General features: G+C 71.4%; 26 protein-coding genes. 15 read left to right on the forward strand and 11 right to left on the reverse strand.

Features of this window, described 5'->3' with window-relative positions; all coding sequences use genetic code 11:
* Positions 1-16: 16 nt before the first annotated feature.
* On the reverse strand, positions 17-769 hold the full coding sequence (locus tag ABRP24_RS04895) for an SDR family NAD(P)-dependent oxidoreductase (RefSeq protein ID WP_138802362.1): 753 nt from the start codon (positions 767-769) through the stop codon (positions 17-19).
* A gap of 45 nt (positions 770-814) precedes the next feature.
* Here ABRP24_RS04895 and ABRP24_RS04900 point away from each other — a divergent pair, with 45 nt between their 5' ends.
* From ABRP24_RS04900 to ABRP24_RS04925, 6 genes are all read left to right on the forward strand, one after another.
* Entirely contained in the window at positions 815-1,537 is a 723-nt protein-coding gene (locus ABRP24_RS04900) for an SDR family NAD(P)-dependent oxidoreductase (protein WP_349847374.1), read from the forward strand.
* Entirely contained in the window at positions 1,534-2,193 is a 660-nt protein-coding gene (locus ABRP24_RS04905; RefSeq protein WP_138802363.1) for a FadR/GntR family transcriptional regulator, read from the forward strand. Before ABRP24_RS04900 ends, ABRP24_RS04905 begins: the two co-directional genes overlap by 4 nt.
* A 66-nt stretch (positions 2,194-2,259) precedes the next feature.
* Positions 2,260-2,880, forward strand: coding sequence for a VTT domain-containing protein (locus ABRP24_RS04910; RefSeq protein WP_173032337.1), 621 nt, complete (start codon positions 2,260-2,262; stop codon positions 2,878-2,880).
* A 40-nt stretch (positions 2,881-2,920) separates the two neighbouring features.
* A complete protein-coding gene (locus tag ABRP24_RS04915; RefSeq protein ID WP_216852218.1) occupies positions 2,921-3,787 on the forward strand; it encodes an SMP-30/gluconolactonase/LRE family protein in 867 nt (288 codons plus the stop codon).
* Between the two features lie 7 nt (positions 3,788-3,794).
* On the forward strand, positions 3,795-4,946 hold the full coding sequence (gene rlmC, locus ABRP24_RS04920; protein WP_349847371.1) for a 23S rRNA (uracil(747)-C(5))-methyltransferase RlmC: 1,152 nt from the start codon (positions 3,795-3,797) through the stop codon (positions 4,944-4,946).
* A gap of 302 nt (positions 4,947-5,248) precedes the next feature.
* Positions 5,249-5,944 carry a transglycosylase family protein gene (locus ABRP24_RS04925; RefSeq protein WP_138802365.1) on the forward strand — a complete coding sequence of 232 codons (696 nt, stop codon included), beginning with the start codon at positions 5,249-5,251 and terminating at the stop codon, positions 5,942-5,944.
* An 82-nt stretch (positions 5,945-6,026) separates the two neighbouring features.
* Here ABRP24_RS04925 and ABRP24_RS04930 read toward each other — a convergent pair whose 3' ends face one another.
* Positions 6,027-7,070 carry an LCP family protein gene (locus tag ABRP24_RS04930; RefSeq protein WP_349847369.1) on the reverse strand — a complete coding sequence of 348 codons (1,044 nt, stop codon included), beginning with the start codon at positions 7,068-7,070 and terminating at the stop codon, positions 6,027-6,029.
* Between the two features lie 76 nt (positions 7,071-7,146).
* On the reverse strand, positions 7,147-7,554 hold the full coding sequence (locus tag ABRP24_RS04935; protein WP_349847367.1) for a MarR family transcriptional regulator: 408 nt from the start codon (positions 7,552-7,554) through the stop codon (positions 7,147-7,149).
* A 77-nt stretch (positions 7,555-7,631) separates the two neighbouring features.
* Between ABRP24_RS04935 and ABRP24_RS04940 the strand changes: the two genes are divergently transcribed.
* Together ABRP24_RS04940 and ABRP24_RS04945 are read left to right on the forward strand one after the other, a co-directional pair.
* A complete protein-coding gene (locus ABRP24_RS04940; RefSeq protein ID WP_349847366.1) occupies positions 7,632-9,746 on the forward strand; it encodes an efflux RND transporter permease subunit in 2,115 nt (704 codons plus the stop codon).
* A gap of 12 nt (positions 9,747-9,758) precedes the next feature.
* Entirely contained in the window at positions 9,759-10,409 is a 651-nt protein-coding gene (locus tag ABRP24_RS04945; RefSeq protein WP_349847365.1) for a GntR family transcriptional regulator, read from the forward strand.
* 97 nt (positions 10,410-10,506) lie between these two features.
* Here ABRP24_RS04945 and ABRP24_RS04950 read toward each other — a convergent pair whose 3' ends face one another.
* From ABRP24_RS04950 to ABRP24_RS04960, 3 genes are read right to left on the reverse strand one after another with little or no spacing between them, the layout of a single operon-like run.
* Positions 10,507-11,283 carry an IclR family transcriptional regulator gene (locus ABRP24_RS04950; RefSeq protein WP_349847363.1) on the reverse strand — a complete coding sequence of 259 codons (777 nt, stop codon included), beginning with the start codon at positions 11,281-11,283 and terminating at the stop codon, positions 10,507-10,509.
* Between the two features lie 26 nt (positions 11,284-11,309).
* On the reverse strand, positions 11,310-12,746 hold the full coding sequence (locus ABRP24_RS04955) for a hypothetical protein (RefSeq protein WP_349847361.1): 1,437 nt from the start codon (positions 12,744-12,746) through the stop codon (positions 11,310-11,312).
* 38 nt (positions 12,747-12,784) lie between these two features.
* Entirely contained in the window at positions 12,785-15,034 is a 2,250-nt protein-coding gene (locus ABRP24_RS04960; protein WP_349847359.1) for an FAD-dependent oxidoreductase, read from the reverse strand.
* Positions 15,035-15,142: 108 nt separating this feature from the next.
* Here ABRP24_RS04960 and ABRP24_RS04965 point away from each other — a divergent pair, with 108 nt between their 5' ends.
* From ABRP24_RS04965 to ABRP24_RS04975, 3 genes are all read left to right on the forward strand, one after another.
* Positions 15,143-16,495, forward strand: a complete 1,353-nt coding sequence (locus ABRP24_RS04965; protein WP_349847357.1) for an MFS transporter — start codon at positions 15,143-15,145, stop codon at positions 16,493-16,495.
* A gap of 78 nt (positions 16,496-16,573) precedes the next feature.
* The gene (locus ABRP24_RS04970; protein ID WP_349847355.1) at positions 16,574-18,070 is read left to right on the forward strand and encodes an LCP family protein; all 1,497 of its coding nucleotides are present in this window, start codon (positions 16,574-16,576) and stop codon (positions 18,068-18,070) included.
* Positions 18,071-18,108: 38 nt separating this feature from the next.
* The gene (locus ABRP24_RS04975; protein ID WP_301629119.1) at positions 18,109-18,891 is read left to right on the forward strand and encodes an endonuclease/exonuclease/phosphatase family protein; all 783 of its coding nucleotides are present in this window, start codon (positions 18,109-18,111) and stop codon (positions 18,889-18,891) included.
* Positions 18,892-18,897: 6 nt separating this feature from the next.
* Here the strand turns inward: ABRP24_RS04975 and ABRP24_RS04980 are convergent, their stop codons facing one another.
* Entirely contained in the window at positions 18,898-19,635 is a 738-nt protein-coding gene (locus tag ABRP24_RS04980) for a hypothetical protein (protein WP_301629121.1), read from the reverse strand.
* Between the two features lie 198 nt (positions 19,636-19,833).
* Here ABRP24_RS04980 and ABRP24_RS04985 point away from each other — a divergent pair, with 198 nt between their 5' ends.
* Positions 19,834-20,760 carry an SDR family oxidoreductase gene (locus ABRP24_RS04985; protein WP_027467175.1) on the forward strand — a complete coding sequence of 309 codons (927 nt, stop codon included), beginning with the start codon at positions 19,834-19,836 and terminating at the stop codon, positions 20,758-20,760.
* Between the two features lie 150 nt (positions 20,761-20,910).
* Here ABRP24_RS04985 and ABRP24_RS04990 read toward each other — a convergent pair whose 3' ends face one another.
* A complete protein-coding gene (locus ABRP24_RS04990; RefSeq protein ID WP_027467174.1) occupies positions 20,911-21,228 on the reverse strand; it encodes a hypothetical protein in 318 nt (105 codons plus the stop codon).
* Positions 21,229-21,397: 169 nt separating this feature from the next.
* Here ABRP24_RS04990 and ABRP24_RS04995 point away from each other — a divergent pair, with 169 nt between their 5' ends.
* Both ABRP24_RS04995 and ABRP24_RS05000 read left to right on the forward strand, forming a co-directional pair.
* Positions 21,398-22,081, forward strand: a complete 684-nt coding sequence (locus tag ABRP24_RS04995) for a TetR/AcrR family transcriptional regulator (protein ID WP_071245848.1) — start codon at positions 21,398-21,400, stop codon at positions 22,079-22,081.
* A gap of 91 nt (positions 22,082-22,172) precedes the next feature.
* Entirely contained in the window at positions 22,173-22,367 is a 195-nt protein-coding gene (locus ABRP24_RS05000; RefSeq protein WP_349847353.1) for a DUF2795 domain-containing protein, read from the forward strand.
* A gap of 99 nt (positions 22,368-22,466) precedes the next feature.
* On the opposite strand, the gene ABRP24_RS05005 is transcribed toward ABRP24_RS05000, so the two are convergent.
* The 3 genes from ABRP24_RS05005 to ABRP24_RS05015 form a co-directional block, all read right to left on the reverse strand.
* Positions 22,467-23,984, reverse strand: a complete 1,518-nt coding sequence (locus ABRP24_RS05005) for a threonine/serine exporter ThrE family protein (protein ID WP_035809647.1) — start codon at positions 23,982-23,984, stop codon at positions 22,467-22,469.
* A gap of 58 nt (positions 23,985-24,042) precedes the next feature.
* Positions 24,043-24,297, reverse strand: a complete 255-nt coding sequence (locus ABRP24_RS05010; RefSeq protein ID WP_349847351.1) for a hypothetical protein — start codon at positions 24,295-24,297, stop codon at positions 24,043-24,045.
* Between the two features lie 96 nt (positions 24,298-24,393).
* Complete coding sequence (locus tag ABRP24_RS05015; RefSeq protein ID WP_027467170.1) at positions 24,394-24,834, reverse strand: OsmC family peroxiredoxin; 441 nt, start codon at positions 24,832-24,834, stop codon at positions 24,394-24,396.
* 123 nt (positions 24,835-24,957) lie between these two features.
* Between ABRP24_RS05015 and ABRP24_RS05020 the strand changes: the two genes are divergently transcribed.
* Complete coding sequence (locus ABRP24_RS05020; RefSeq protein ID WP_301566249.1) at positions 24,958-25,572, forward strand: DUF805 domain-containing protein; 615 nt, start codon at positions 24,958-24,960, stop codon at positions 25,570-25,572.
* The last annotated feature ends 22 nt before the right edge of the window (positions 25,573-25,594 follow it).

A 25,594-nucleotide genomic window follows, 5' to 3' on the forward strand; every position in this document is an offset into this window, starting at 1 on the left:
TCGGACAGCAGTCTGCTCAGGTCCGGCCGTGCGCGCGTGCCGGGATCTGCGTCGCGAGCTTGCCGCCGGAGACGTCGAGCAGGGTGCCGGTGATGTACCCGGAGGCATCGCTCGCCACGAAGACGAGCAGGTCGGCGACGTCGTCCGGCGTCTCCCACCGGCGGAGCGACAGCGTGTCGAGCAGGCGGTCCTGGGCCTCGGCCGGCATGGTCGCGAAGCCGTTCATCGCCGTCGGGACCATGCCTGGCGCGTAGGCGTTGACGGTGATGCCCCACGGCCCGAGCTCCGATGCGAGCACCCGGGTGAACGAGACGACGGCGGCCTTCGAGGCCGCGTAGGCCGCGCTCCCGACACTGGGCACGATCGCGGCGAACGAGGCGGCGTTGATGATCCGACCGCGCCCGGCCGCCTGCATCACCGGAGCGACGGCCTGGCTCATCAGGAACGTGCCGCCGAGGTTGACGTCCATGCAGCGTCGCCAGGCGTCCCACTCCAGTTCGGCGACCGTGCCCGTGACGTTGATGCCGGCGTTGTTGACCAGCACGTCGATCGTGCCGTGCCGCCCGACGACCTCGTCCACGGCGTCGTGCACCGACTGCGGGTCGGCGACGTTGCACACGACGTGGTCGAGCGGGAAGTCCTGCTCGAAGGCCAGGTCGAGCGCGACGACGCGGCACCCTTCGCTGACGAAGCGGTCGGCGAGGGTGCGGCCGATCCCGCGCGCTGCGCCGGTCACGACGACCACGCGGTCGGTCAGGTCGAGGTGCATCGTTGCTCCCGTCGTCGGTGGCTTCAATAGGCATACTATTCGAGCATGACGGATCAGCGTGTGCTCTGGGTCACGGGTGGGGGCAGCGGCATGGGAGCCGCGAGCGCCGAGGCGGCGGCGCGGGACGGCTGGACCGTGGTGCTCAGCGGACGTCGTGCCGACCGGCTCGAGCAGGTCGCGCGCACCGTCCGCGGCGCCGGGGGAACCGCGGACGTCCTGCCCCTCGACGCGAACGATCCCGACGCCGTCACCGCCGCGCGGGACGCCGTGCTCGAGCGGCACGGCCGGCTCGACGGGCTCGTGCTGGCGGCCGGGCTCAACGCCCCGCGACGCCGGTGGGACGACCAGTCGCTCACCGACTTCCGCGCGATCGTGGACACGAACCTCACCGCCGTCGTCGCGCTGGTGGACGCCGCGCTGCCGGCACTCCGCACGGCCGGCGGCGTGGTCGTGGTGGTGTCGTCGTACGCCGGGTGGTCCTTCCAGCCAGGGGCGGGTGTCGCGTACTCGGCGAGCAAGTCCGCGCTCGCGTCGGTCGTCCGCACGCTGAACCAGCAGGAGGCCGAGCACGGCGTGCGTGCCACGCACCTGTGCCCGGGAGACGTGGCGACGGACTTCCTCGACCAGCGGCCGGAGGTCCCCGACGCGGCCGCCCGGCAGCGCATGCTCCAGCCGGAGGACGTCGGGCGGACGGTCGCCTTCGTGCTCGGGGTGCCGGCACACGTGCGCATCGACGAGCTCGTGGTGTCGCCGGTCTCGCAGCGGTGACGAGCACCTTCGAACGGGTCCTCGACCAGATCGGTGCCGCCGTCGTCTCCGGTGCCGTCGCCGTGGGCAGCCGCCGGAGCATCGACGACCTGGTGGCCTGGACCGGTGCCAGTCGCAGCATCGTCCGCGAGGCCGTCCGGGTCCTCGTCGCCCTCGGCCTGCTCACCGCGCGGCAGCGGGTCGGCGTGACCGTGCTCGGCGTGCGGGAGTGGGACGTCCTCGACCCGCGCGTGGTGCGGTGGCGTCTGCGGGGCCCGGACGCCGACCGCGTGGCGGTCGAGCTCCGTGAGCTGCGTGCGGCGGTCGAGCCCGCCGCCGCTGCCGCAGCAGCCCGGCGGGTGGCGCTCGACGAGTTCGCTGACCGACGGGAGGCCCTCCGCACCACCGCGGACGAACTCGCCGCCGCCGCGACCCGCGACGACCGCCCCGACTTCGTGGCCGCGGACGTGCGGTTCCACGCGCTCGTGCTCGACCTGTCCGGCAACGCGCTGTACCGACGACTGCACCAGGTCGTCGGCCAGGTGCTGCGCGAACGCGGGAGCGTCCGCCCGGACCGGCACGACGTCGGCCTCCACCTCGCACTCGCCGATGCCGTCCTCGACGGTCGCCCGGACGAGGCGGCCTCGACGATGCGGGCGATCGTCGACCGCACGTGAGTGGAGCCCCCGGACCTGCGAGGATGGACCCCGGTGTGCCATTCCGGTGCCCGTGGAGGGTGAGTCGTGGACGCAGCACAGGACCTGGTCGTCCAGCTCGTCGGCACCCCGTGGGCGTTCTTCGTGGTCGGCCTCGTGCTCGCCGTGGGCAGCGTCGCGGTCTTCCTGCCCAGCCAGGCACTCGTCGTCGCGATCGGCACGCTCCTGGTGGGCGGTGACGGCGGTCTCCTGCCGGTCCTGTTCCTCGTCGTCGCGGCGTCGATCGGCATGGTCCTCGGCGACCTCGGGCTGTACCACCTGGCGCGTTCGGTCGACCTCGGCTCGAGGTCGTGGTTCTCGCGGCCGAAGGTCCGCGCGGCCCGGGACGCCATCGACGGCCGCTACCGTGCTGCTCCCGGACGCATCGCGGTGCTCGGACGTTTCATCCCGATGGGCCGGTTGACGACGAACCTGGTCGGCGCGGACAGCGGGCTGGACCTCCGGCGGTTCCTGCTCAGCTGCGTGCTCGCCGACGTCGTGTGGGCGGCGTACTGCGTCGGCATCGCCTCGGCCACCGGGCGCTGGAGCCGCGAGCAGCCCTTCCTCGTCACGACCCTCGCGGTCGTGGCGTCGATCCTGCTCGGCCTGGCGATCTCCGCGATCGAGAAGGCCGTGCGACGACGCACCCAGGCGGCGGCCGCGGCCTGACGAAAGTAGGGTGGGCACCCCGTTCGAAGGAGAACCCGTGCTGTTCGACGACCTCGTGCCGGACCGCGACGCGCTCGAGCGCATCGCCACCGGCAGCACCTGGGCCGAGGGGCCCTGCTGGATCCCGTCGACCCGCACGCTGCGGTGGTCCGACATCCCCGGCGACCGGATCCTGCAGTGGCACGCGGACTCGGGGGAGACCTCGGTGTACGCGGACGGTGTCGAGTTCACCAACGGCCGCACGCTCGATCGGGACGGCAGCGTCGTGCAGTGCTCGCACGGCCTGCGTCGGGTCGAGCGTGACCGCGACGGCGTCGTCACGCCGATCGTGGACGCGTGGGACGGGGGCCGGTTCAACTCCCCGAACGACGTCGTGGTCGCGCGGGACGGCGGCGTCTGGTTCACCGACCCGGCCTACGGCATCACCCAGCCGCGTGAGGGGCACCCGGGTGTGCGCGAGTACGGCGACCACTGGGTGTTCCGGTGCGGACCGGAGGGCGAGGACCTGCGGCCCGTGGCGACCGACCTGGACGAGCCGAACGGCCTGGCCTTCGACCCGGACGAGCGGGTGCTGTACATCGCGAGCTCGTCGGGCGACGAGCCGGTCATCCGCGCCTACGACCGCCGTGGCGACCTGCTGAAGAACGGCCGGGTGTTCGCGCGGCTCGAGCCCGGAGAGGGTGCGCCGGACGGCATCCGGGTCGACGTGCACGGCAACGTCTGGTCGTCCTCCCACCACGGCGTCGTCGTGTTCGACCCCGAGGGAGCCCGGATCGGAGCGGTCGCCGTGCCGGAGGTCACGTCGAACCTGTGCTTCGGCGGCGACGACGGCACGACGCTGTTCCTGACCGCGACCACGTCGGTGTACCGGATCGCCACGACGACGCGGGACGCTGCCGTATCCTGACTCGGCCATGCAGTGCGACTACTTCGACCGCGGGGTGTGCCGGTCGTGCACGCTCATGGGCCAGCCCTACGCCGACCAGGTCCTCGACAAGGAACTCCGCACGCGCGAACTCCTGCACGACGCGGTCGAGGCTGCCGGGGGCCCCGGAGCAGTCTCCTGGTCGCCCGCGATCACCAGCCCGGAGTCCGGGTACCGGAACAAGGCGAAGATGGTCGTGGGCGGATCCGTCCAGCACCCCACCGTCGGGATCCTCGACCACCGGCAGCGCGGGGTGGACCTGCGGCACTGCGGGATCTGCACGCCCGGCATCCGGCACGCGTTGCCCGTGCTGGCCGAGTTCGTCTCGACCGCGGGGCTGATCCCGTACGACGTCGCCGCGCGCCGGGGCGAGCTGAAGTACGTGCTGGTCACCGAGTCGCCCGACGGTGAGCTGATGATCCGCTTCGTGCTGCGCTCCGAGGGGCAGCTGCCACGGCTCCGGCAGCACCTCGACGCCCTGCGCGCCGCGCTGCCGAACGCGGTCGTGGTGACCGTCAACCTGCTGCCCGAGCACAAGGCCGTCACCGAAGGCGACCGCGAGATCGTGCTGACCGACCAGGAGACGCTGCCGATGCGGCTCGGCGGGATCACGATGCACCTGCGGCCGCAGAGCTTCTTCCAGACGAACACCGGTGTCGCGACCGAGCTGTACGCGCAGGCGACCGCCTGGATCGACGAGCTCGACCCGGCGTCGATGTGGGACCTGTACTGCGGCGTCGGCGGGTTCGCGCTGCACGCAGCCCGCCCCGGCCGCGTGGTGACCGGCATCGAGACGAGTGCCGAAGCGATCCGCTCCGCCGAGCAGTCCGCTCGTGAGGCCGGCCTCGAGGGCCTCCGGTTCGCCGCCGACGACGCGACCGAGCACGCACTCCGGGCCCGTCCGGACGCGGTGCCCGAGCTCGTCGTCGTGAACCCGCCGCGTCGCGGGATCGGCGAACGGCTGTCGACCTGGCTCGAGGAGTCGGACGTGCAGCACGTCGTGTACTCGAGCTGCAACCCGGTGACCCTGGCGAAGGACCTGGCACGCATGCCGTCGTTCCGGCTGCGTCGGGCCCGGGTGCTCGACATGTTCCCGCAGACCGGGCACCTCGAGGCCGTGACCCTGCTCGTACGGGGCTGATCCCGAGCGCGGATCGGCATTGCCAGGGAATTGCCAAGGACACGTACCCGGGTACGGCTCGATGACCATGGCCATGGGGATCTGACCGTTCAGGTTCGGGGTAGGGGTACATAGCATGCACGGGTAGAACCGTTTGTCTCGGTTTGATAACGGTCAAGAGTTTCCTATGGTTGCCGACCGAGGTGCCGCCGGCCCGATGACCACTGCCCCCGGTGGCGCACCCCCACAACTGACCGCGATCGGTCGGGGTGGGCAGTGGATTCCGCAGCAGATGCGGCTCGTGACCCCGGTGGAGCAATCACATGAAGAAGCTTTCCCGTACCCGCACCATCGTCGGTGGCCTGGCGTTCGCCGGCATCGCCGCGACCGGTGTCGGCCTCGCGGCAGCCCCCGCGAACGCAGCGTCCGGTTCGACCTGGGACCAGCTCGCGCAGTGCGAGTCCGGTGGCAACTGGGCCATCAACACCGGCAACGGCTACTACGGTGGCCTGCAGTTCAACCTCGGTACCTGGCAGGCCAACGGTGGCGCGGGCAACCCCGCCTCCGCCAGCCGCGAGGCCCAGATCGCCGTCGCCGAGCGTGTCCTCGCCTCGCAGGGCTGGGGCGCATGGCCCGCCTGCTCCGCCCAGCTCGGGCTGAGCGGCACCAGCGGTGCGGCCCCCGCCGCGGCCGCTCCGGCCCCCGCACCGGCTCCGGCCCCCGCACAGCAGGCTGCCCCGCAGCCCGCCGCACCGGCACCGGCTCCTGCCGAGCAGGCCGCCCCGCAGCCGAGCACGACCGAGGCGACGCCCGCCCCGGCAGCGACCACGCCGAGCAAGCCGGCCCCGGTCAAGACGAGCGGCAAGACGTACACGATCGCCTCGGGTGACACGCTCGACACGATCGCGACGAAGCTCGGGATCGACGGTGGCTGGAAGCAGCTCTGGGCCGCGAACACGTCGACCATCGACGACGCGAACCTGATCTACGCCGGCCAGGAGCTCCAGCTCCCCGCCTGATCTCTCCGCAGACCGAACACGACGACGCCCCACGACCTCGAGTCGTGGGGCGTCGTCGTGCGTGCGGCCTCGCGGTGCCGGACTACTGCGGGTTGTCGGCGAGCCAGCCAGCGACGTCGTCGGACCGGAGCGCCTGGGACAGGGACCCGACGGCGAGCTCGTTCAGGTTCACGATCGACTGCCCGTCCGGTGCCGTCCCGGAGCCCGCGGTCGGCACGGTGAAGGTCACGAGGTCGTCCGCTCGGACCGCTCGGAGCGACCACCCGAGTTCCGCCATCCGTGCGAACGAGAACCCGGCGTCGACCGACAGGTGCGCACTCGTCGCCGCCACGAAGTCCTGGATGCGCCCGGGGTTGGTGACGGTGCCACGGGACAGCAGCCCGTTCACGACGCCGCGCATGAACGCCTGCTGGTTGCGGACGCGGGTGTGGTCGGCGTCGACGAAGGAGTAGCGCTCCCGGACGAAGGCCAGTGCTGCGGCCCCGTCGAGCCGGTTCGCCCCGGCCGTGAAGTCGTGGCCGCGTGCCGAGAACGCCCGGGGGGAGTCGACCGTGACGCCGCCGAGGGCATCGGTCATGTCCTCGAACCCGGCGAAGTCGATCTCCGCCACGTGGTCGATCCGGATGTCCAGGAGCTGTTCGACGGTCTCCGTGGTGAGGGCGACACCACCCCAGGAGTAGGCCGCGTTGATCTTCGCGCGCCCGTGTCCGGGGACCTCGACCCACGAGTCGCGCATGATCGACATGAGGTACACGTGCTGTCGATCGGCGGGGACGTGCGCCAGCATCAGGGTGTCGGAGCGCCCGCCGAGCTCGGGCCGCGCGCCCTCGGGGCCGCCCTGCGCGCGAGCGTCGGATCCGATGAGCAGGATGTTCTCACCGCTGGACGTGCTCGGCCGCGCACCGCTCGGGAACGGGTCGGCGATGGTGTCGCGACCGGCGTCGAAACTCCGCGCGAGCCCGCCGACGAACACGCTCGCCACGACGGCGAGGACCAGGGCGACACCGACGAGCGAGCCGAGCGTCGCGACCAGGGCGACCAGGAACGGTCGCCGTCGCCGGGTGCTGCGACGGGGTGCGCGGAGAGTGTGTGCTGCGGCCGCCCGGGCGGCTCGGCGTTCGGACATGCGGGGGCTCCTGTGGTCAGGTCGGCACGCACCGACCACAGGATCTTATCGCATGTGGTATTTCATGAACAGTGTTTCACCCGGACTGCGGCTTGGCGAGCAGTTCGCCCAGTGCCGTCCGGAGGGCCGGGTCCTCCGGCAGGACCTCGCGCTCGATGTGCCGCGCGGTCTCCCACGCTGACCGGCCGGCGGGCGTCACACTGACCACGCGGCGCCGACGGTCGGCGGGGTGCGGGGTGCGTTCGACGAGGCCGTCCCGCTCCATCCGCTCGAGGGTGCGGGACATCGTCTGTGGCTGGACCCGGGCCGTGCGGGCGATGGTGTCGGCGCCGGTCGGTCCGGTCCGGATGAGGATGTCGATCGCGACGACCGCGGCGTGCGAGAGCCCGATGGCGCGGAGGCGTTCGTCCCAGTCCCGTTCGACGGACCGTGCGGCCGCGGACAGCAGGCGCCCGAGGGGCCACTGCTCGGTCGTGTCCTGCATGTCGTGATTCTATGGTCGGCGGGTGCGCTCGACCGTCAAGTAATCAGCATGCTGACGATCGGTGTACGCTCACCGACGTGTCCCGCTTCCTCCGCATCGTCCTCCCCGCGCTCGTCATCGTGGTCTGGCTCGGCATCGCCTCCGTCGGCGGTCCCTTCTTCGGCAAGATCTCCGAGGTCTCCACCAACGACCAGACCTCGTTCCTGCCGGCCTCGGCCGACGCCACGAAGGTGCAGGAGCGGTCCTCCGAGTTCCGCGACGAGTCGGGGGCGCCCGCGATCATCGTCCTCGAACGCGACGGCGGCCTGACGTCGACCGACCTCGTCGACGCGAAGGCACTCGCGACGACGCTGTCCGACCGCACCGACGTCGAGGCCGTCAGCCCGGTGATCCCGAGCGAGGACGGCGACGCGGTCGAGATCGTCGCCACGCTCACGCAGGACGCCGAGACCGGGGACGCGGTCGAGGCCATCCGCGCCGACGTCGACGACACGCTCCCGTCCGGTGTGAGCGGCTCCGTCACCGGTCCCGCCGGGTTCACCGCGGACCTGACCGAGGCCTTCGCCGGCATCGACGGACTGCTGCTCGGGGTGGCGCTCGCCGCGGTGTTCGTGATCCTGATCATCGTCTACCGATCACCCCTGCTGCCCGTCCTCGTGCTCGGCACCGCCACCTTCGCCCTGTGCGCCTCGATCCTCGTGGTCTGGTGGCTCGCCAAGGCCGACATCGTGACGGTCAACGGGCAGGTGCAGGGCATCCTGTCGATCCTCGTGATCGGCGCGGCGACGGACTACGCGCTCCTGTACACCTCGCGCTTCCGCGAGGCGCTGCGCGACCACCGCACCGGTTGGGACGCGACGAAGGCCGCCCTGCGGGGGAGCCTCGAGCCGATCCTGGCCTCGGGCGGCACGGTGATCGTCGGGGTGCTCTGCCTGCTGCTCTCCGACCTCAACTCGAACAAGGCGCTCGGGCCGGTCGCGGCCATCGGCATCGCGTTCAGCCTGCTCGCCGCCCTGACACTCCTGCCCGCGCTGCTGCTCGCGTTCCGCCGCGCGGCGTTCTGGCCGCTGCGTCCCGCGTTCGGCAGCGCCCACCCCGAGCTCACCGGTCCGGGCGCCCGCGGCATCTGGGCGCGCGTCGGTCGGCTCGTCGCCCGTCGGTCCCGGGTGGTGTGGATCGTCTGCACGGTCGGCCTGCTCGCGATGGGTGCCGGCCTGTTCGGACTCAAGGCGGACGGGGTGCCGCAGAGCGACCTGATCATCGGGTCGTCCGAGGCCCGTGACGGTCAGGACGTGCTGGCCGACCACTTCCCGGGCGGTTCCGGCAGTCCCGCGCAGGTCATCGGCGCGGAGCGCGACCTCGGCCAGCTCGTCGACGCGATCACCGCGGTGGACGGGGTCGACGGTGTGGTCGCCGCAGCGAAGGACAGCCCCGCCGGTACCGTCCCGGTGACCGGGGACGCCGCCGGCAGCGGCACGCCGACCGTCTCCCGCGGTGACGTCCTGCTCGAGGCGACGCTGTCCGACGCCGCCGACTCGGACGCCGCCGAGCAGACCGTCCGCGACCTCCGCACCGCCGTCGAACGCGTCGACCCTGGAGCGATAGTCGGCGGCGTCACTGCGACGGCGGTCGACACGAACGACACCGGGATCCGCGACCGCACGTTGATCATCCCCGTGGTGCTCGTCGTCATCCTGCTGATCCTGATGCTCCTGCTCCGCAGCATCGTCGCGCCGCTCGTCCTGATCGGCAGCGTGATCGTGTCCTTCGCGGCGGCCCTCGGTGTCGGAGCGCTCGTCTTCGACCACGTGTTCCACTTCCCGGGCGCGGACCCGAGCGTGCCGCTGTACTCGTTCGTGTTCCTGGTGGCACTCGGCGTCGACTACAACATCTTCCTCATGACACGGGTGCGCGAGGAGGCGCTGCGGCACGGGCCACGCGAGGGCGTCCTGCGCGGACTCGGGGTGACCGGCGGGGTGATCACGTCGGCGGGTGTCGTGCTCGCCGCCACGTTCGCCGCCCTCGGCGTGATCCCGATCCTGTTCCTCGTGCAGATCGCGTTCGTCGTCGCGTTCGGCGTCCTGCTCGACACGATCGTGGTCCGCTCACTGCTCGTGCCGGCGCTGGCCTACGACCTCGGGCACCGGGCCTGGTGGCCGTCGCGCCTCTCGCGCACGCGCCCTGACATGTGACACGCTGGACCCATGCCAGTTCCCTCGACGCAGCCCGCTGCCGAGCGCAAGCTCCTCCGTGACACGGTGCAGGACAAGATCCGAGACGCCATCATGGACGGCACGCTCGAGCCCGGGGAACGCCTCAACGACGACGACCTGATCGCCTGGCTCGGTGTCTCCCGGACGCCCATCCGCGAGGCCCTCGCCGAACTCGCCCGGGCCGGACTCATCGAGATGGCGCCGAACCGCTACACCCGGGTCGCGGCGCCGACGAAGGAAGAACTCCTCGACGCGTACCGCACCCTCGGCGTGATCTACGGCGGCGTCGTGCGGCTCGCGGTGCCCCGGTTCACGGACGCGCAGCGCAAGAAGATCGTGAAGATGCTCGACGACGTGCACGCACGGGTGAGCGCCGACGAGCAGGACAAGGTCGCGCGTGAGGGCGCCGGTATCTACGCCGTGTGGGCCGACGCGTGCGGCAACCCGTCGCTCGTGCAGCTCTGCAACTCGACGACCGACGGGCTCTCGTTCAAGCTCCGCGTGCCGGAGCTTGCCGAGCTCCTGCCGGCCGACGTGATCCTGCCCGAGCTGACGAAGCTCAAGGACGCCGTCGTCGCGAAGGACCCCATCGCTGCCGAGCTCGCCATGGAGGCGATCCACCTGCTGCCGTCGCGCGACTAGCGGGACCAGCGCGACCAGGAGACGGCCTGGAGGCCCGTGGCGAATCCGCCACGCGCCTCCAGGCCGTCACTGCGTCACCACACGACGAGGCGAGCCGTCAGTGCGCGACGGCGCTGATCATCCCGAGACCGACGCTGATGCGGTCCGCGACCTCGATGAGGTCCTCGGCCAGGGACTCGAGGTCGCGGTCGCGGAGCTGCGTGAGGCGTCCGGAGATCGAGAGCGCGGCCGCGGTGTCCCCCGAGGCGTTCCGGATCGGCGCGGCGATGCAGAACCGCCCGAGCGCGAGTTCCTGGTTCTCCTCGGTCCAGCCGCGCTTCGCCGAGACGGCCAGGTCGGCCGTCAGGGCGTCGTGCGACGTGATGGTGTGGTCGGTGTACCGCGCGAGGTCCGCACCGAGGAGCCGCTCCCGGTCCACCTGTGACAGGTCGAGCATGAGGGCCTTGCCGAGCGCCGACGCGTGCAGCGGCTGTCGCATGCCGATCATCGTGTGCGACTTCGGCGCCAGCGACCCCTCGAAGTGGCAGAGGTAGATGCACGAGGCGGCGTCGCGCACCCCGACGTTCGCGGTGAGGCCGATCCGGTGGGCGAGTTCCTGCGCCGCGGCCCGGCTCTCCCGGTGCACCGGGTTGTGGTTGAGTCCCTGGCTGGCGAGTTCGAGCACGGCGCGACCGACCGAGTACCCCTGCGAATCAGGATCGCGACGCACGTACTCGAGCGACTCGAGCGTCGCCAGGAGCCGACCCGTCGTCGACGTCCCGAGGCCGATCGCCCGCGCGATGTCGGAGGCACGCATCGGCCCGTCAGCAGCACCGAGCGCGCCGAGGACCGCCGCGGCGCGCTCGACGCTCTGGTTCGGAGGGGTGGTCGTCATCCCCTCATTCTGGTCTGCGACGGCGATCAGGACACCGTGACGCCGCTGACGAACGCGTTCGAGCGCACCTGCGCCGCTGTCAGCGGTACCCCGCCGAGCACGACGTCCTGGAACGCGACGCCCGAGATCCCGTGGGCGGCGTCCCAGCCGGACAGCGTCACCGAGTCCGCCGTGACGTCGGTGAAGTCGCGGATCGTGATGCCCGTGATCCGACCGCGTTCGTCGCGGTAGCCGGTGTCGTTCGAGTACTGCTCCTTGAGGACCTGCAGCACGATCGCTCGCTTCCCGACCGGCTGCGACTCCACGTGGAAACCGTCGACCGTGACGTCGGAGACCGTCGCCCAGTCCTGCACGTCGAACTTCAGGGCGACCTCCTTGGCGCGGAGCACGTACGACTGCGTGATCGAGATGTCGGTGAACAGCGACGTCTCCATCGAGGAGCCGAACCGGACGGGGTTGCCGCCGGTGACGTTCCAGAAGGTGGTGTCGAGTGCGTGCAGCCCGCGGGTCTCGGGTTCGCCGTTCGTGGCGGCGTCGAGGGCGTGCCAGCCGAACCCGTCGTCGCCGCTCATCACGAAGTTGTGCTCGACCGCCATGTCCTGCACGCCGTCGGTGTCGATGCCGTCGTTGTTGATGAGCGTGCCCATCAGGTTCGTCCACGACACGTGGATGCCCGACGACCGGATGTACAGCGTCTGCCACCACTGTGCGTTCCGGACGCCGATGCCGGAGACCGTGACGTCGGAGCTGTCGTGGAACCGGATCGCCATCGTCTTCGCGGTGCGCGAGGTGTCGTCGCCGGCGTCGAGGATCCCACGGCCGAGCACCCGCACGCCGGTGACGCCGTCACCGTCGATGCGACCGTGCACCAGGGCGCCGGGAGCCAGGTAGATCGTCTGCCCGGACGTCGGGCGGATGACTCCGGCGTCGTGCTCGCCCGGGCCGAAGTACCGGACCGAGGGGTCGGCGGCGGACGGAACGGTCGTCTCGGCCGGTGTGACGAAGAGGAACAGCGCGCGAACGCCGGGCGTCTCGATCACGAGCGGGTGTGCGTCGCGGATCGTGAACGTGATCGTGGAACCGGAGCGGGTCGTCGCGATCGACAGCGTCCGTGGTGTCACGACGGGTGTGGCCGACGCGGCGAGGCCAGGCATGGTGACGCTGACGGTCGCCGTGCCGGTCCCCTTGGCGAACATCGCGACGTCGTGCGAGGTGCCGCTGACCGACTCGGCCCTGACCGGCACGGCCGTCCCGTTCGCCGAGACGGAGTGCGCGGTCGCGGCGGGCGAGGTGGGGTTCCCCGGGTTGGGCTGGATCGTGGCGGTGCCGGCGGTGCCGGCGGTGACCGCTGACGGGGTGGCGGCGGTGTCCGCGACCGCAGCCGCGCCGTGCGGCCCGGACGTGCCGACGGCGGCGAGTGACAGCGCGATGACCGTCGCGATGGTGTGTGCGCGCAGGCGCATGGCGATCTCCCTTGATCGTTGTCGGTGTTGCAGGTGGGTCAGTAGACCTTCACGGCGCTCGCCGAGACGAACGGCGACCCGTTCGTGGCGGTCACGACGATGCGGAGCGAGTCGGTCCGCACCGGGGCGAGGTCGTGGACGCGATGCCGGTGCCGGTTGTCCGTGACGGTCTCGAGCTGCCGCCACGAGCCGTCGACGGACACCTCGATGCGGTAGTCGCGGGCGAGCGTCGGGACGGCGTCCCAGTGGGTGCGGTGGTGGTGCAGGTTGATGAGGTCTGCGTCGACGTCGTCGTTCCACACGATCCGCACCTGGCGCACGTCGACCGGCTCCGTCCAGTCGAGTGTCAGGGCGGCTCGGCCGTCGCCGGCCTCGGACGACCACAGGTGCGGGCCGCCGAAGGGACGCTGGTACCCGTCGATCACCCTGGAGGCCCGCCACGCGTCCGAAGCGCCGGCTGCGGTGAACGCGAAGGACCGTCCGCGCAGGGCGCGCGCTTCCCAGTCGGTCACCGGCTGGTCGGACTCCTCGGGGATGTGGTCGTCGAACTGCTCGTCGTCGGCCGTGCGGGCACGGAGGGCCAGCACCCCGTACGGGTGCCCGTCGGTCAGGACCAGGCGGACGCCCGGGGCACGACGGACGACGACGACCGCGTTGCACGGCTCCTCGGGACGGAACGCGAGGTCCACCACCGCTTCCCCGGATCCGGCAGTCACCGCAGCGGTGTGGGTGGCGACGTGCTCGATCGGGGCGTAGTTCTGCGGCTTGCCGGTCGTCCAGAGCTCGACCGTGAGCTCGGCCGCGGTGTCGTCGTCGACGACGGTCCGGAGCGCGAAGGAGCCGAGCGCCGGGTCGGCCGGCAGGACGATCGCGACGTCGCGATCGAGTGCGAAGGTGTCGGCGGTCGCCCACGGGGTGGTGTCGATCGAGGTGAGTTCACTGCTCGCGGTGATCGTCGCCAGGCGGGCCAGGTCGGCACCGTCGACGGCCCGGACCCCGATGAGCGGGGCGTCCTCGCGGAGCAGCGTCTGCTGGAGCATGTCGACGTGGTCGTTGCCGAGCGTGCGGGGCGTCGTGCCGTGCCGGGCGACGAGGTGCGCGGCGGTGCCGGCAGCCTGGCCCTGGGTGGCGCACGTGGCCATCACCCGCGTGGAGCCGAACGCCACGTGCGACGCGGAGATGTTCCGGCCGGCGAAGAGCAGGTTCGCGACGTCCGCGGAGTAGAGGGAACGGAACGGGATGTCGTAGGTGCCGTCCGTGTACCGCTGCTGCGCGCCGGCGGTCTCGGCGTACACGCCCTCGACGGGGTGCAGGTCGATCGACCAGCCGCCGAACGCCACCGCGTCGGGGAAGGTCCGCTGCGACAGCAGGTCCTGCTGGGTGAGCGTGTGATCGCCGATGAACCGGCGGTACTCCCGTTTGCCGGGGATCGCACCCACCCAGTCGAGCGTGAGGGTCTCGGCGTCGAAGGCGCCGGAGTTCTTGATGTGGTCCCAGATCCCGTAGACGACGCCCCACAGCTCGTCGCGGATCCGCTCGTTCTCGGTGACGGTGTCGAGCGCACCGCCCCACTCGATCCACCAGTAGTTGCAGCCGTTGTCCCCGGTCTTGATGGCCCGGTTGGCCAGGATCGGTGTCGTCCTCAGGTCGACGGCGATCGACGGTGGCACGAACTTCTCGGGCCGGCCGGTGTCGTGCGTCGAGAAGAAGATCGAGCTGCCGAGCAGTTCGTCGTCGGGCTGTTCCGGCGCCCACGCTTCCCCGTGTTCGGCGCGTCCCTCGCGGCCGATCCGGAACGACGCCCCGGCGAGTGCGCCAACGAGGCCGTCGCCCGTGCAGTCGAGGAACACCGGTGCGGTGAAGGTCGTCTCGATCTCGGACCCCATCGTCCACCCCGTGACGGAGGTGATCCGGGTGGCGCCGTCGTCGTCGGCGGTCGTGACGGTGCGCACGTCGGTGTTGAGGTGCAGGTGCACGTTCGGTTCGGCGCGCACGAGGTCGAGCACGACCTGGTCCCAGTAGACCGCGTTGCCCTGCGGGTTCCGGTACTGGTTCTCGAGGAAGAGCTCCCCCATGATCCCGGTCTCGCGGGCGAACCGATGGGTTCCGTGCGCGGTCGCCCCGACCACCCACACCCGGATCTCGCTCGAGGAGTTCCCGCCGAGGACGGGACGGTTGGTGACGAGGGCGACGCTGGAGCCGAGGCGTGCGGCGGCGACCGCGGCGCACACGCCGGCGAGACCGCCTCCGACGACCACGACGTCGTGGTGCTGTTCACGGGACTGCATGGCGGTGACGGTATCACTCTCTGGCGCTACCTTCCCACTCTGTGGCAAAGTTTGCCCGGCAAGTGCTATCGTCAACGAACTCTCGACAACGAAGTGTGAGGTCACCCCATGAGCGACGGAACCCGAACGCGCACGAGCGCGGACGCCGCCGGCCCCCCGGACGTCCAGGCAGCACTGGGCGACGACGCGCGCCGACAGGGCATGCGGAAGGTGATCGTCGCCGCGGGCGTCGGCCACTTCGTCGAGTGGTTCGACTTCGGCCTCTACGGCACCCTGGCCACGGTCATCTCGCTGTACTTCTTCAAGCAGGGCGACCCCCAGGTGGCGTTGCTCTCCGCGTTCGCCGTGTTCGGTGCCGGCTTCGTGATGCGCCCGCTCGGCGGTCTGTTCTGGGGCTCGCTCGGGGACCGGGTCGGCCGGAAGACCACGCTCGCGACGGTCATCCTCATCACGAGCGGAGCGACGGCCGTGATGGGCGTCCTGCCGACCTACCAGAGCGTCGGGCTGCTCGCACCGATCCTGCTCGTGCTGGTCCGGCTCGTGCAGGGCTTCGCCGCCGGTGGCGAAGGTGCCGGCGCGACGACGCTCCTGGCCGAGTTCGCGCCCTCGAACCGACGGGGCTTCGTGACGAGCTTCATCGACGTCTTCGGGTTCGCGGCCTTCATCGTCGGTGGCGGGCTGGTGTTCCTGTTCACCGCGCTCGCGGGCGACGACGCGCTCGAGACGTGGGGGTGGCGCGTCCTGTTCCTCATCGCGGTCCCGCTCGGACTGGTCGGCCTGTACCTCCGCAACCGGCTCGAGGACACCCCCGAGTTCCGCGCACTCAAGGCGAAGGGCGAGGTCGCGGCGAACCCGTTGCGTCGCTCGCTCCGCACCGGGTGGAAGGCCCTGCTGTTCTGCATCGGCTTCGTCGTCCTCAAGGCGGTCGGCCACTGGATCCTGCAGACCTTCATGCCGTCGTACCTGCAGGCCGACCTCGGGTACTCGCCGCTGGTGTCGTACGGGGTCGTCGTGATCGGCTTCCTCGTGATCGCGGGACTCGTGCCGTTCTTCGGCCTGCTGTCGGACCGGATCGGCCGGAAGCCCGTCATGCTCGCCGGCTGCACCGGCTTCCTGGTGCTGACCTACCCGACGCTGATGCTCATGGACGCCGGCAACTTCTGGGCGGCCGCGGCCGCGATGGTGCTGCTCGGCCTGTTCATGGCGGCGTTCGACGGTGCCGTCAGCGCGGCGATGGCCGAACTGTTCCCGACCGCGATCCGCTACGGGTCGATGGGCATCGCCTACAACATCAGCGTCGCGCTCTTCGGTGGCATCACGCCGTACTTCGCCACGTGGCTCATCAGTGCCACGGGCAACACGTTCGCGCCCGCCTTCTACGTCATGGCGGCTGCGGCGATCACGGGGATCACCGTGCTGCGGGCCCGTGAGACGAACAAGCAAGGCCTCGTCGCCCGGTGAGGAACACGACAGCGGGCATGGGGTGACCTGCCAGGCGCATCCCATGTCCGTCGTGCGCGCGCCGGTTATGGTTTCCCGGTGAGCAACGAACCCGAGCAGACGACCGAGCCCGCACACCGCGGTGCCGCGACGCCGCGCCACGGGCGCCAGAAGCGACGGGCCGGCGTCGTGTTCCCGGCGGTGGCGGGCGTGCTCACCATGGCCCTCCTGCTGTGCGGCGGGTACGCGGCGTACGCGTACCACCAGCTGTCCGACGGCGTCACGATCGTCAACGCGATCACCGGCGGCAAGGACAAGAAGGACGACGTCGACGGCACGGCGCAGAACATCCTGCTCGTCGGCGACGACCACCGACCGGACAACGCCACCCCGGAGCAGCTCGCCGAGCTCAGCACCGAGGAGGACGGTGGCGCGACGAACACCGACACGATGATCGTGCTGCACATCAACGCCGACGGCAGCCAGGCGACGATGATCTCGTTCCCCCGCGACTCGTACGTGGACATCCCGGACGTCGGCAAGGGCAAGCTCAACAGCGCGTTCTACTACGGCACGCTGAACGGCGGTGGGGACACCGGCGGTGCGAAGATGCTCATCAAGACCATCGAGAACCTGAGCGGGCTGCAGATCGACCACTACGTCCGGGTCTCGCTGCTCGGTTTCTACCAGGTCGTGAAGGAACTCGGGCCGGTGGAGGTGTGCCTCAACCAAGCGGCGAACGATCCGTTCTCCGGGGTGAACCTGCCGGCGGGCAAGTCCTCGCTGGACGCGAAGGAGGCGTTGTCCTTCGTGCGACAGCGCCACGGGCTGCCGAACGGTGACCTGGACCGCAACATCCGGCAGCAGTACTTCCTGTCCCAGGAGGCCCGGAAGGTCACGTCGGCGGGCACGCTGCTCAACCCGGTGAAGATGGGGAACATCCTGCAGGCCGTCGGGGGATCGATCCAGACCGACACCAACCTGATCGACCTCGCGTCGCAGATGGCGAACCTCCGGCCCGCGAACATCCAGTCGGCCACGATCCCGACCCTCGGGACCCCGACGATCTCCGTCAACGGATCGCCGCTCTCCATCGTCGAGGTGGACACCGTCGGTCTGCCGGCCTTCGTGCAGGGTCTGGTCGGTGAGCCCGAGGCCTACACCGCTGCCGGTCCGGCGCAACCGGCGAACACGTCGGTCACCGTGCTGAACGGCAGCGGCGTGCAGGGAGCGGCCACCGCCGCCGGTCAGGTCCTGACGGCTCGCGGCTTCCAGGTCGCGCCGGCCGGGTCCTCGCCCACCACGAAGGTCACGCAGGTGCAGTACCCGGCCGGCCAGGAGTCGCAGGCGAAGGCCGTCGCGGCCGTCGTGCCGGGTGCCGTCGCCGTCCGGACCAACACGGTCACCGGCGTCACACTGGTGCTCGGCACCGACGGCAAGACCGCGAAGCCGGTCGCGACCGAGCCGAGCGCGGCCCCCTCGACGCCGGCGGCCACCGGCTCGGGCTCGAAGCCGACGGAGCAGCCCGCGAAGGAACCGTCGCCGAAGTCGACCGACGTGCACAACTACGGCACCGAGGGCACCTGCATCAACTGATGGGAACCGGCCAGGCGGGGCGTCGGTAGGTTCGTGGAGTGACCAGCGCCGCACGCCCGATCGTCCTGATGACCTACAACATCAAGAACCCGGACCCCGCGCACGACTGGCCGGCCCGCCTGCCGGTCGTGCTCGACGTGATCCGCCGGCACGACCCCGACCTGCTCTGCGTGCAGGAGGCGTTCGGGCACCAGATGGACGACCTGCGCGGCGGGCTGCCCGACCACGCCGACGTCGGGCAGGGGCGCGAGGGCGGCGACGCCGGTGAACACGCGGCCGTCTTCTACCGCCGCGACCGGTTCCGCCCGTCGGACGAGGGATCGTTCTGGCTGTCGGACACCCCGGACGAGCCGGTCTCGAACACCTGGGGCAGCCTGTACCCGCGGATCGCGAACCACGCCCGGTTCCTCGACGCCGAGGGGCCCGCGTTCACCCTGCTCACCACCCACCTCGACCACGAGCCCGGACCCCACGGTGACGAGGTCCGGGGCCGGAGCGCCGCCCTGATCGTGGAACGGCTCGCCGGGGACACCGGTCCGGTCGTCTTCGCGGGCGACTGCAACGAGCCCGCGGGGAGCGGCACCGCGTCGAGGGTGCTCTCGGAGGCCGGGTTCGCCGATGCCTGGCTGACCGCGGGGGATCCGTCCGACCGGACCGCGACGTTCAACGACTGGCAGCCGCCGGTCGACTCCGGGGAACGGATCGACTGGGTGCTCACCCGCGGCGTCAGCGGCGTAGACCGCGTCGTGATCGACCACGACGGCCCGGAGACCTGGTTCGCCAGCGACCACTTCCCGGTGGTGGCGACCCTGCGCGTCTGACCCGCTTCAGCAGCTCCGGCGTGCGTGGACGGGCATCGGGGACCCGATCACCGTGACCGTCGTGTCGTTCGTCAGTGCGGACACCCCGTTCGTGCCGGTGTCCGTGGGGTCCTGGGCGTCGTCGTCCGTCGCGGGAGCCGCGTCCCAGCCCTGCCGCAGCAGGAGCTGCCAGGCGCGGGAGTCGTCGGAGCCGTAGGACACCCGGTGCGACCGGGGTGCGTCGGCGATCTGCTCGTCCAGGTCGTCGCCCACCTGGACGCCGTCGGGGCCGGTCAACTCGATCCGGGCACCCGAGCGGCTGCGCACCGAGTCACGCAGGATCCGGACCTCGACGGCGTTGCCCGCTCGGGCGTCGGAGCGCAGGGCGGCCACGCGGAGGGCGCCGCCCCAGGTGTACGTGGTGCTGGCGGGGAAGCACGCCCCGCCGTCGCCCTCGGCGGTCTGTGTGCGCGAGGGGGTGCCGAGCAGGCGGTTCAGCACGCTCACGGTGAGTCCGGAGTCGCGCATCGAGGACTTCACCACGGTGTCGTCGCCGTTCCGGAGCACCAGGGCTTCGGCGTCGAGCTCGATCGAGTCCACCCGGCGGAGTTCCGCCTTCGTCACGTGCACCGGAGCGGCGTCGTGCGAGGTCTCGGCGGCCACGGCGACGTCCGCCCCGAGCCCGGTGGTGCCGTCGAACGCGAGCGCACCGGCCGAGAAGGCCAGCACGGCGGCGCCGAGCGCCAGCAGGGTCCGAGGAGTCACCGTTCGACGGTAGGGCCTCGACCGGGACAGAACGACAGGTGTTACCGAATCGGAGCCTGCCCGTCACCGGACCGTGACAAACGAGGATCACGCACCTGCGGCCCTGGAACGGGGCGGCCGGCGGGCGCAGGCCGCTCCGCGCAACGGGGGACAGCCTCCTGGACGGCCCGCAGCGACCCCCTGCGTACCGTCGGCGACATGACGGACCAGCAGAACGACCAGACCGGGCCTGACCAGTACGTGATGCAGGACCCCACGAAGATGTACGCCGACAAGAAGCCCGACGAGCAGTACCTCGAGGGCGCCGGCACCGACGCGGAGATGGCGCAGAACGTCCCCGCCGACCACGGTGAGGACACCTACCGCGGCTCGGGTCGTCTGACCGGCCGCAAGGCGCTCGTCACCGGTGGTGACTCCGGCATTGGTGCCGCCGTCGCCATCGCCTACGCCCGCGAGGGTGCGGACGTCGCGATCTCGTACCTGCCCGAGGAGCAGGAGGACGCCGACCGCATCGTCGGGCTCATCGAGGCCGCCGGTCGCAAGGCCGTGGCGCTGCCGGGTGACATCACCTCGCTCGAGGTCTGCGAGCAGCTCGTGGCCGACGCGGTCGAGCAGCTCGGTGGCCTCGACATCCTGGTGAACAACGCCGGCAAGCAGCAGAACGTCGACGACATCACCAAGATCTCCGACGAGGAGTTCGACGAGACCTTCAAGACGAACGCCTACGCGACGTTCCGCATCACGAAGGCCGCCGTGCCGCACCTGCAGCCCGGCTCCACGATCATCAACACGACGTCGATCCAGGCGTACGCCCCGTCGCCGCACCTGGTGCACTACGCGGCCACGAAGGCGACCGTGAACAACCTGGCGAAGGGCCTGGCGGCGCAGCTGGCGCCGAAGGGGATCCGTGTCAACGCGGTCGCCCCCGGCCCGATCTGGACGCCGCTGCAGCCGGCCGGTGGCCAGCCGCCGGAGGCGCTGCCGAGCGCGGGCGAGCAGACCTACCTGGGTCGCTGGGGGCAGCCCGCCGAGCTCGCGCCGGCCTACGTGTTCCTGGCGAGCGGTGAGTCGTCGTACGTCGTGGGCGAGACGCTGCACGTCGACGGCGGGATGCCGACGCCGTAGGGCTCCTGCCCCTGACGGGGACCTGACGGGAGGCGCGGTGCCGGTGGGCGCCGCGCCTCTCGTCGTCCGTGTGCTCCGGTCCACGGCTTGTGGTCGCGTCGACTGCTCCTGGTCACGTCGCCGGGTCCGCTCCGGATCCGGGTCGTGACGTCAGCAGCTGACGGAGCGAGCCATCCGCTCGAGGAGCTCGCGTGCCGACATCGCGGCGGCCAGCTCGACCTCGACGGGGTTGATGCCGATCGCCTGCTCGAACGCGCGACGGCGGGCCTGGTCGGCGATCGGCACCTCGGGGCGCTGGGGCAGCACGGCGATGGCTCGCGCCGCCGCCTCGAACGCACCGGCGGGACGGCCGAGCTGTTCCCACATGGCCCGGACGTCGTGCGCCACCTGATCGGGGTCGCCGCCGAACTCGAAGCCGGTCGAGGCCATGGTCGCGAGTCCCTGGGCAGTGGGGTCGTTCGGGGTCATGCCGGCATGGTCGCACGGACGGCCGCGAACCGGCTCGACGTCGTGGCCTGTCCCCCCTTGTGCCGACACCCGTACCGGGGATTCTGGTGTCCCCCGTTCTGCGTTTGGATGGAGGTGCCCCGGACCCGGGGTGACACGGACAGGACGTCCGGGGACGACGGAGGGCACGATGCTCGAACACACCAGCGCCGACACGCAGGCCGCGGCGGCCGCGGCGGCCACGCTGCACCTGCGGATCACGATCGTGGGCGCCACCGTCGACCTGCTCCGGGACGTCCCCTTCCACGAAGCCCGGCCCGTGCAGGTCGCCGAGCGGATGGGCATCAGCGTCGCCGAGCTGGAGCAGCACTTCCCGTCGTGGGACGGCCTGGTCCTCGCCGCGCTCGACCGCTGGAACGGCGCCCGGATGGACGAGGTCACGCACGAGGTCGGTGACGGCTCGACCGTGGACCTGCTCCGCGCGATCGTCGCCTCGAACGCCGAGGACCCGGCCCTGATGCGCCTGCTCGTCGCCCTGCTGTCCGTCGCGGGCAACCCCGCGCACCCGATGGCGACCTACCTGCGGTCGCGGTACCAGCTCTTCTTCGCCCAGATCAAGCGGGGCCTGGAGCACGACATCGCGATCGGCCGTGCCCCGCACACGATGGACCCCCGCCGCGGCGCCGAGCAGCTCATCGCCCTGTACGAGGGGCTGCAGCTGCAGGCCCTGCTGCGCGCCGAGCTCGACCTGGTGGCTGCGTTCGACCGCGCGGTCGCCCGGCTCGAGCGTGGCTGGATGGAGCGGTACGAGCCGCAGGCCGCCCGCCGTCTGGCGATGTGGGACGACGACGACTCGGGCAGCTGGGAGATCTGACCGGCGGTTCGTCCGCAGAGCGCGTTCCCCGCGCCGTCGTGCAGCGCCCCGCGGGTACTCCGGGAGGCGCAACCTGACGGAAGGAACCGACATGGCAGCACCGAACCCCATCCAGGTCCAGAAGTACCTGAGCGGCATCGACTACCCGGCGTCCAAGGACGACGTGGTCTCGACGGCCGAGCAGGAGGGCGCCCCGGACGACGTCCTCGAGGCGCTCCGCGCGATCCCGGACGGCGAGTACGGCGCCCCGACCGCGGTGTCGAGCGCGGTGTCCGACGCCGGCTGAGCGCGGCGGACTCGCTCGGTGAGCAGCAGAGGTCGGGTGCGTGCGTCGCACTCGACCTCTTCTGCTCACGAAGCGCCGCCGGCTCCCCGCCGGCTCAGCTCAGGAAGTGCCCCCGGAGCGCGACCCGCGGGGCACCGACCCGTCGCCGGGGTCGTACCCGGTGTCACGGATGACGCGGAGCGCCGTGGTGTCGTTGTGGACCGAGTGCACGACGACCCGGCGCGTCCGGCGGAGCGCTCGACGGGCACCGGGCGTCGCGAAGAGCCCGCCGAGCACCAGGCCCGCGCCGATCCCGAGTGCCACGGACACCGCCGCCACGAAGTCGAGCGCGGCGCTCGACGACCCGGACATGAAGTTCAGCAGGGCGTTCGACACGGCGACACCGGGCAGCAGTGCCCCGCAGAACGCCGGTACTGCGATGGCCGCCACGGCCGTGCGCATCCGGACGGCCGCGTAGGTCGAGAGCACCCCGAGCAGCACCGCCGCCAGGAACGTCGCCCCGAGGAGCGGCAGCCCGGCCTGCCGCAGCGCCCACAGCGCGGCACCGGCGGCGACGGAGAACACCACCGCGACGGGGATCACCCGGGCACTCGCCTGCTGTACGAAGCAGTTCGCGCCCGCCGACACGACGGTCAGCGACAGCGACGCCCAGAGCGGCAGGGTCTGCGTCACGATGCCGGACGGGTCGACCTCGATCTGCAGCCAGTGCGTCATCGCGATCCCGGCCGGCACCCCGACCACGATCGCCGCGATGACCAGCCCGATGTAGAACGCCCGGGCCACGGCCATCGCCCGGAACCCCGAGATGGCGTCCTGCGCCCAGGTCACCAGGGACGGGTGCGGCAGCAGGAGCACCACGAGCGCCGCCACCATCGTCGCGGCACCGTTCGCGTTGAGCACGCCGGCCCAGATGGCCAGGGTGCCGATCGCCGACGCCACCGCGCCCTGCGCCCCGGACACGAAGAACTGCGGGTACCCCCGGTCGGTCAGCCAGCGTCCGGAGACGATGATCCCGAGCATCAGCACGAACGCCCCGAGTCCGGCACGCCACCCGCCTCCGGCCTGCACAGCGATCGAGATGCCGAGGATCGACAGGCCGACGTCGGACAGCCACATCGGCCACCGAGGCGGGAGCCGCAGCACGGCGACCAGGGCGTTCACCGCCGAGGTCATGTCACGGTCGTCGTGGATCAGGTCGTCGACGATCTGGTTCGCCCGCGCGAGCTTGTCGAGGTCGGAGCCGTCCGAGCGCACGGTCCGGACCTTGACGAGCGGCGGGACGTCGGCCGGGGCGTACTGGATCGTCACCGAGCTGCCGGAGAAGTCCAGGTCGAGCGGTGCGAGGTTCCACTTCGTCGAGACCGCGACGACGGCCGTCTCGACGCTGCGGGTGTCGGCACCGGAGGCGAGCATGACCTCGGCCAGGTCGAGGCAGAAGTCGACGATCTGGGTCGCCGTGTACTGGTCACGCCCCTTGGCATCGGGCTCGACGTGCTCGTAGATCGTCCCGCGCAGACGGGCCCGCGCGTCGCGCAGGTCGTGCTGCGCGAGACTCCGGCGGCGTGGCCGGGGCGGGCGGCCCGGCTTGTGCGGGCCCGGGGGGTGCTGCTCGGCCATCACGCCATGGTGCCAGTCGACGGCGGCCGAGTCCGGACGTCCGCTGGACGCGTCCGGATCAGCCCCGGCGGCGCGTACTGAGACGACCGAGGGCGAAGCCCGCGACGACCGCGCCCACCAGCACGAGGACCGGTCCGGCGGTCAGCTGCCACGGTGGGCCATTGGCGACGAACGCGTAGTCGGACAGCGGGGCGTACGCGAACCAGCCGGACGAGGACGGCGGAGCCGTCAGTACGAACACGATCCCGACGACGACGGCCAGCAGGCCGAGCCAGAGGGCGACGAGGGTCGGTGTGGCGAGGGATCGGGGCACGGCGCCCAGCGTAGGTGGCCGACGGACGGGAGGCCCGTGGCGGGGTCGCCACGGGCCTCCCGTCCGTCAGGTGGTGACGGTTCCTGCGTTCCGCGCCTACTGCTCGAAGGTCGCGTGCAGCGTGATCTCGACGCCGGTCAGCGCCTTGCTCACGGGGCAGGTCGCCTTGGCGTCCTCGGCGGCCTTGAGGAAGGCCGCCTCGTCGATGCCGGAGACCTCGCCGCTGACGGTCAGGACGATGCCGGTGAGACGGAAGCCGCCGGCCGGGTCCGGGCCGAGCGAGACGTCGGCCTTGACGTCGAGGGCCTCGACCGTGCCGCCGGCCTCGCCGAGGACGGCGGAGAACTGCATGGCGTAGCAGGCCGAGTGTGCGGCGGCGATGAGCTCCTCGGGGCTCGTGGTGCCCCCGGCGTCCTCGGCGGTGCGCTTCGGGAACGAGACGTCGTACGTGCCGACCTTCGAGCTCGAGAGCTCGACCTGGCCGGAACCGTCCTCGAGGCCGCCGTTCCAGGCGGTGCGTGCGGTGCGAGTGGGCATGCCCGCTCCTTTCGTGTGGGGGAGCGGCCCCGAACGGGACCGCCGCTCCTGAGTCAATCGGAGAACGATCGTTCTCGCAACGGGCTCACGGCGAAGACGCAGGTCTGCCCTACGATCTGGCACATGGGGGACAGCAGCGTGACGGGTTTCCGTGGGGCCGTGCTCGAGCAGGGTCCGGCCGACGTGACGAACCCGGTGGTCGCCTGGCTCCGGTTCTGGACCCAGGGGTGGCGGTTCCACGGGCGGGCGAGTCGTTCGGAGTTCTGGTGGGTGATCGCGCTCGAGCTCGCGCTGGCCGGTGCCGCACTCTGGGTCGTCGGCGCGCACGGGACCGGAGGTCGGTGGGAGCTGTACGTCGACCCGTTCGGAGCACTCCCGTCACCGCGGGTCTCGTTCCACCTGGTCGACCGCGGGCAGGGGGCGTGGTTCGGCTGGGGCAGCGGTGGGCGGGACGTCTGGCCGGACGCGTGGGACCTGGCGATCCTCGTCCCGACGATCGTGACCATCGTGCCCCGGTGGTCGCTGCTCGTGCGGCGACTGCACGACCGGGACCACACCGGGCTGTGGATCCTGCTCCTCGTGTTCACCGGGCCGCTCGGTGCGGTCGTGCTGGGTGTCATGGTGGCGCGGTCGTCGCGTCCTGGTGGAGCACGGTTCGACCGCGGACTGTTCGCCGGACGGCGTGGTCTCGAGGCGACTGGACGACACATGTCGTCCTCGACGACAGGTGTAGCGTGAAGGGCGATCAAAGGAGAACCCC

Origin of the sequence: Curtobacterium sp. WHRI 8282 (assembly GCF_040223925.2) — a bacterium.
GTDB classification, from domain to species: domain Bacteria; phylum Actinomycetota; class Actinomycetes; order Actinomycetales; family Microbacteriaceae; genus Curtobacterium; species Curtobacterium flaccumfaciens.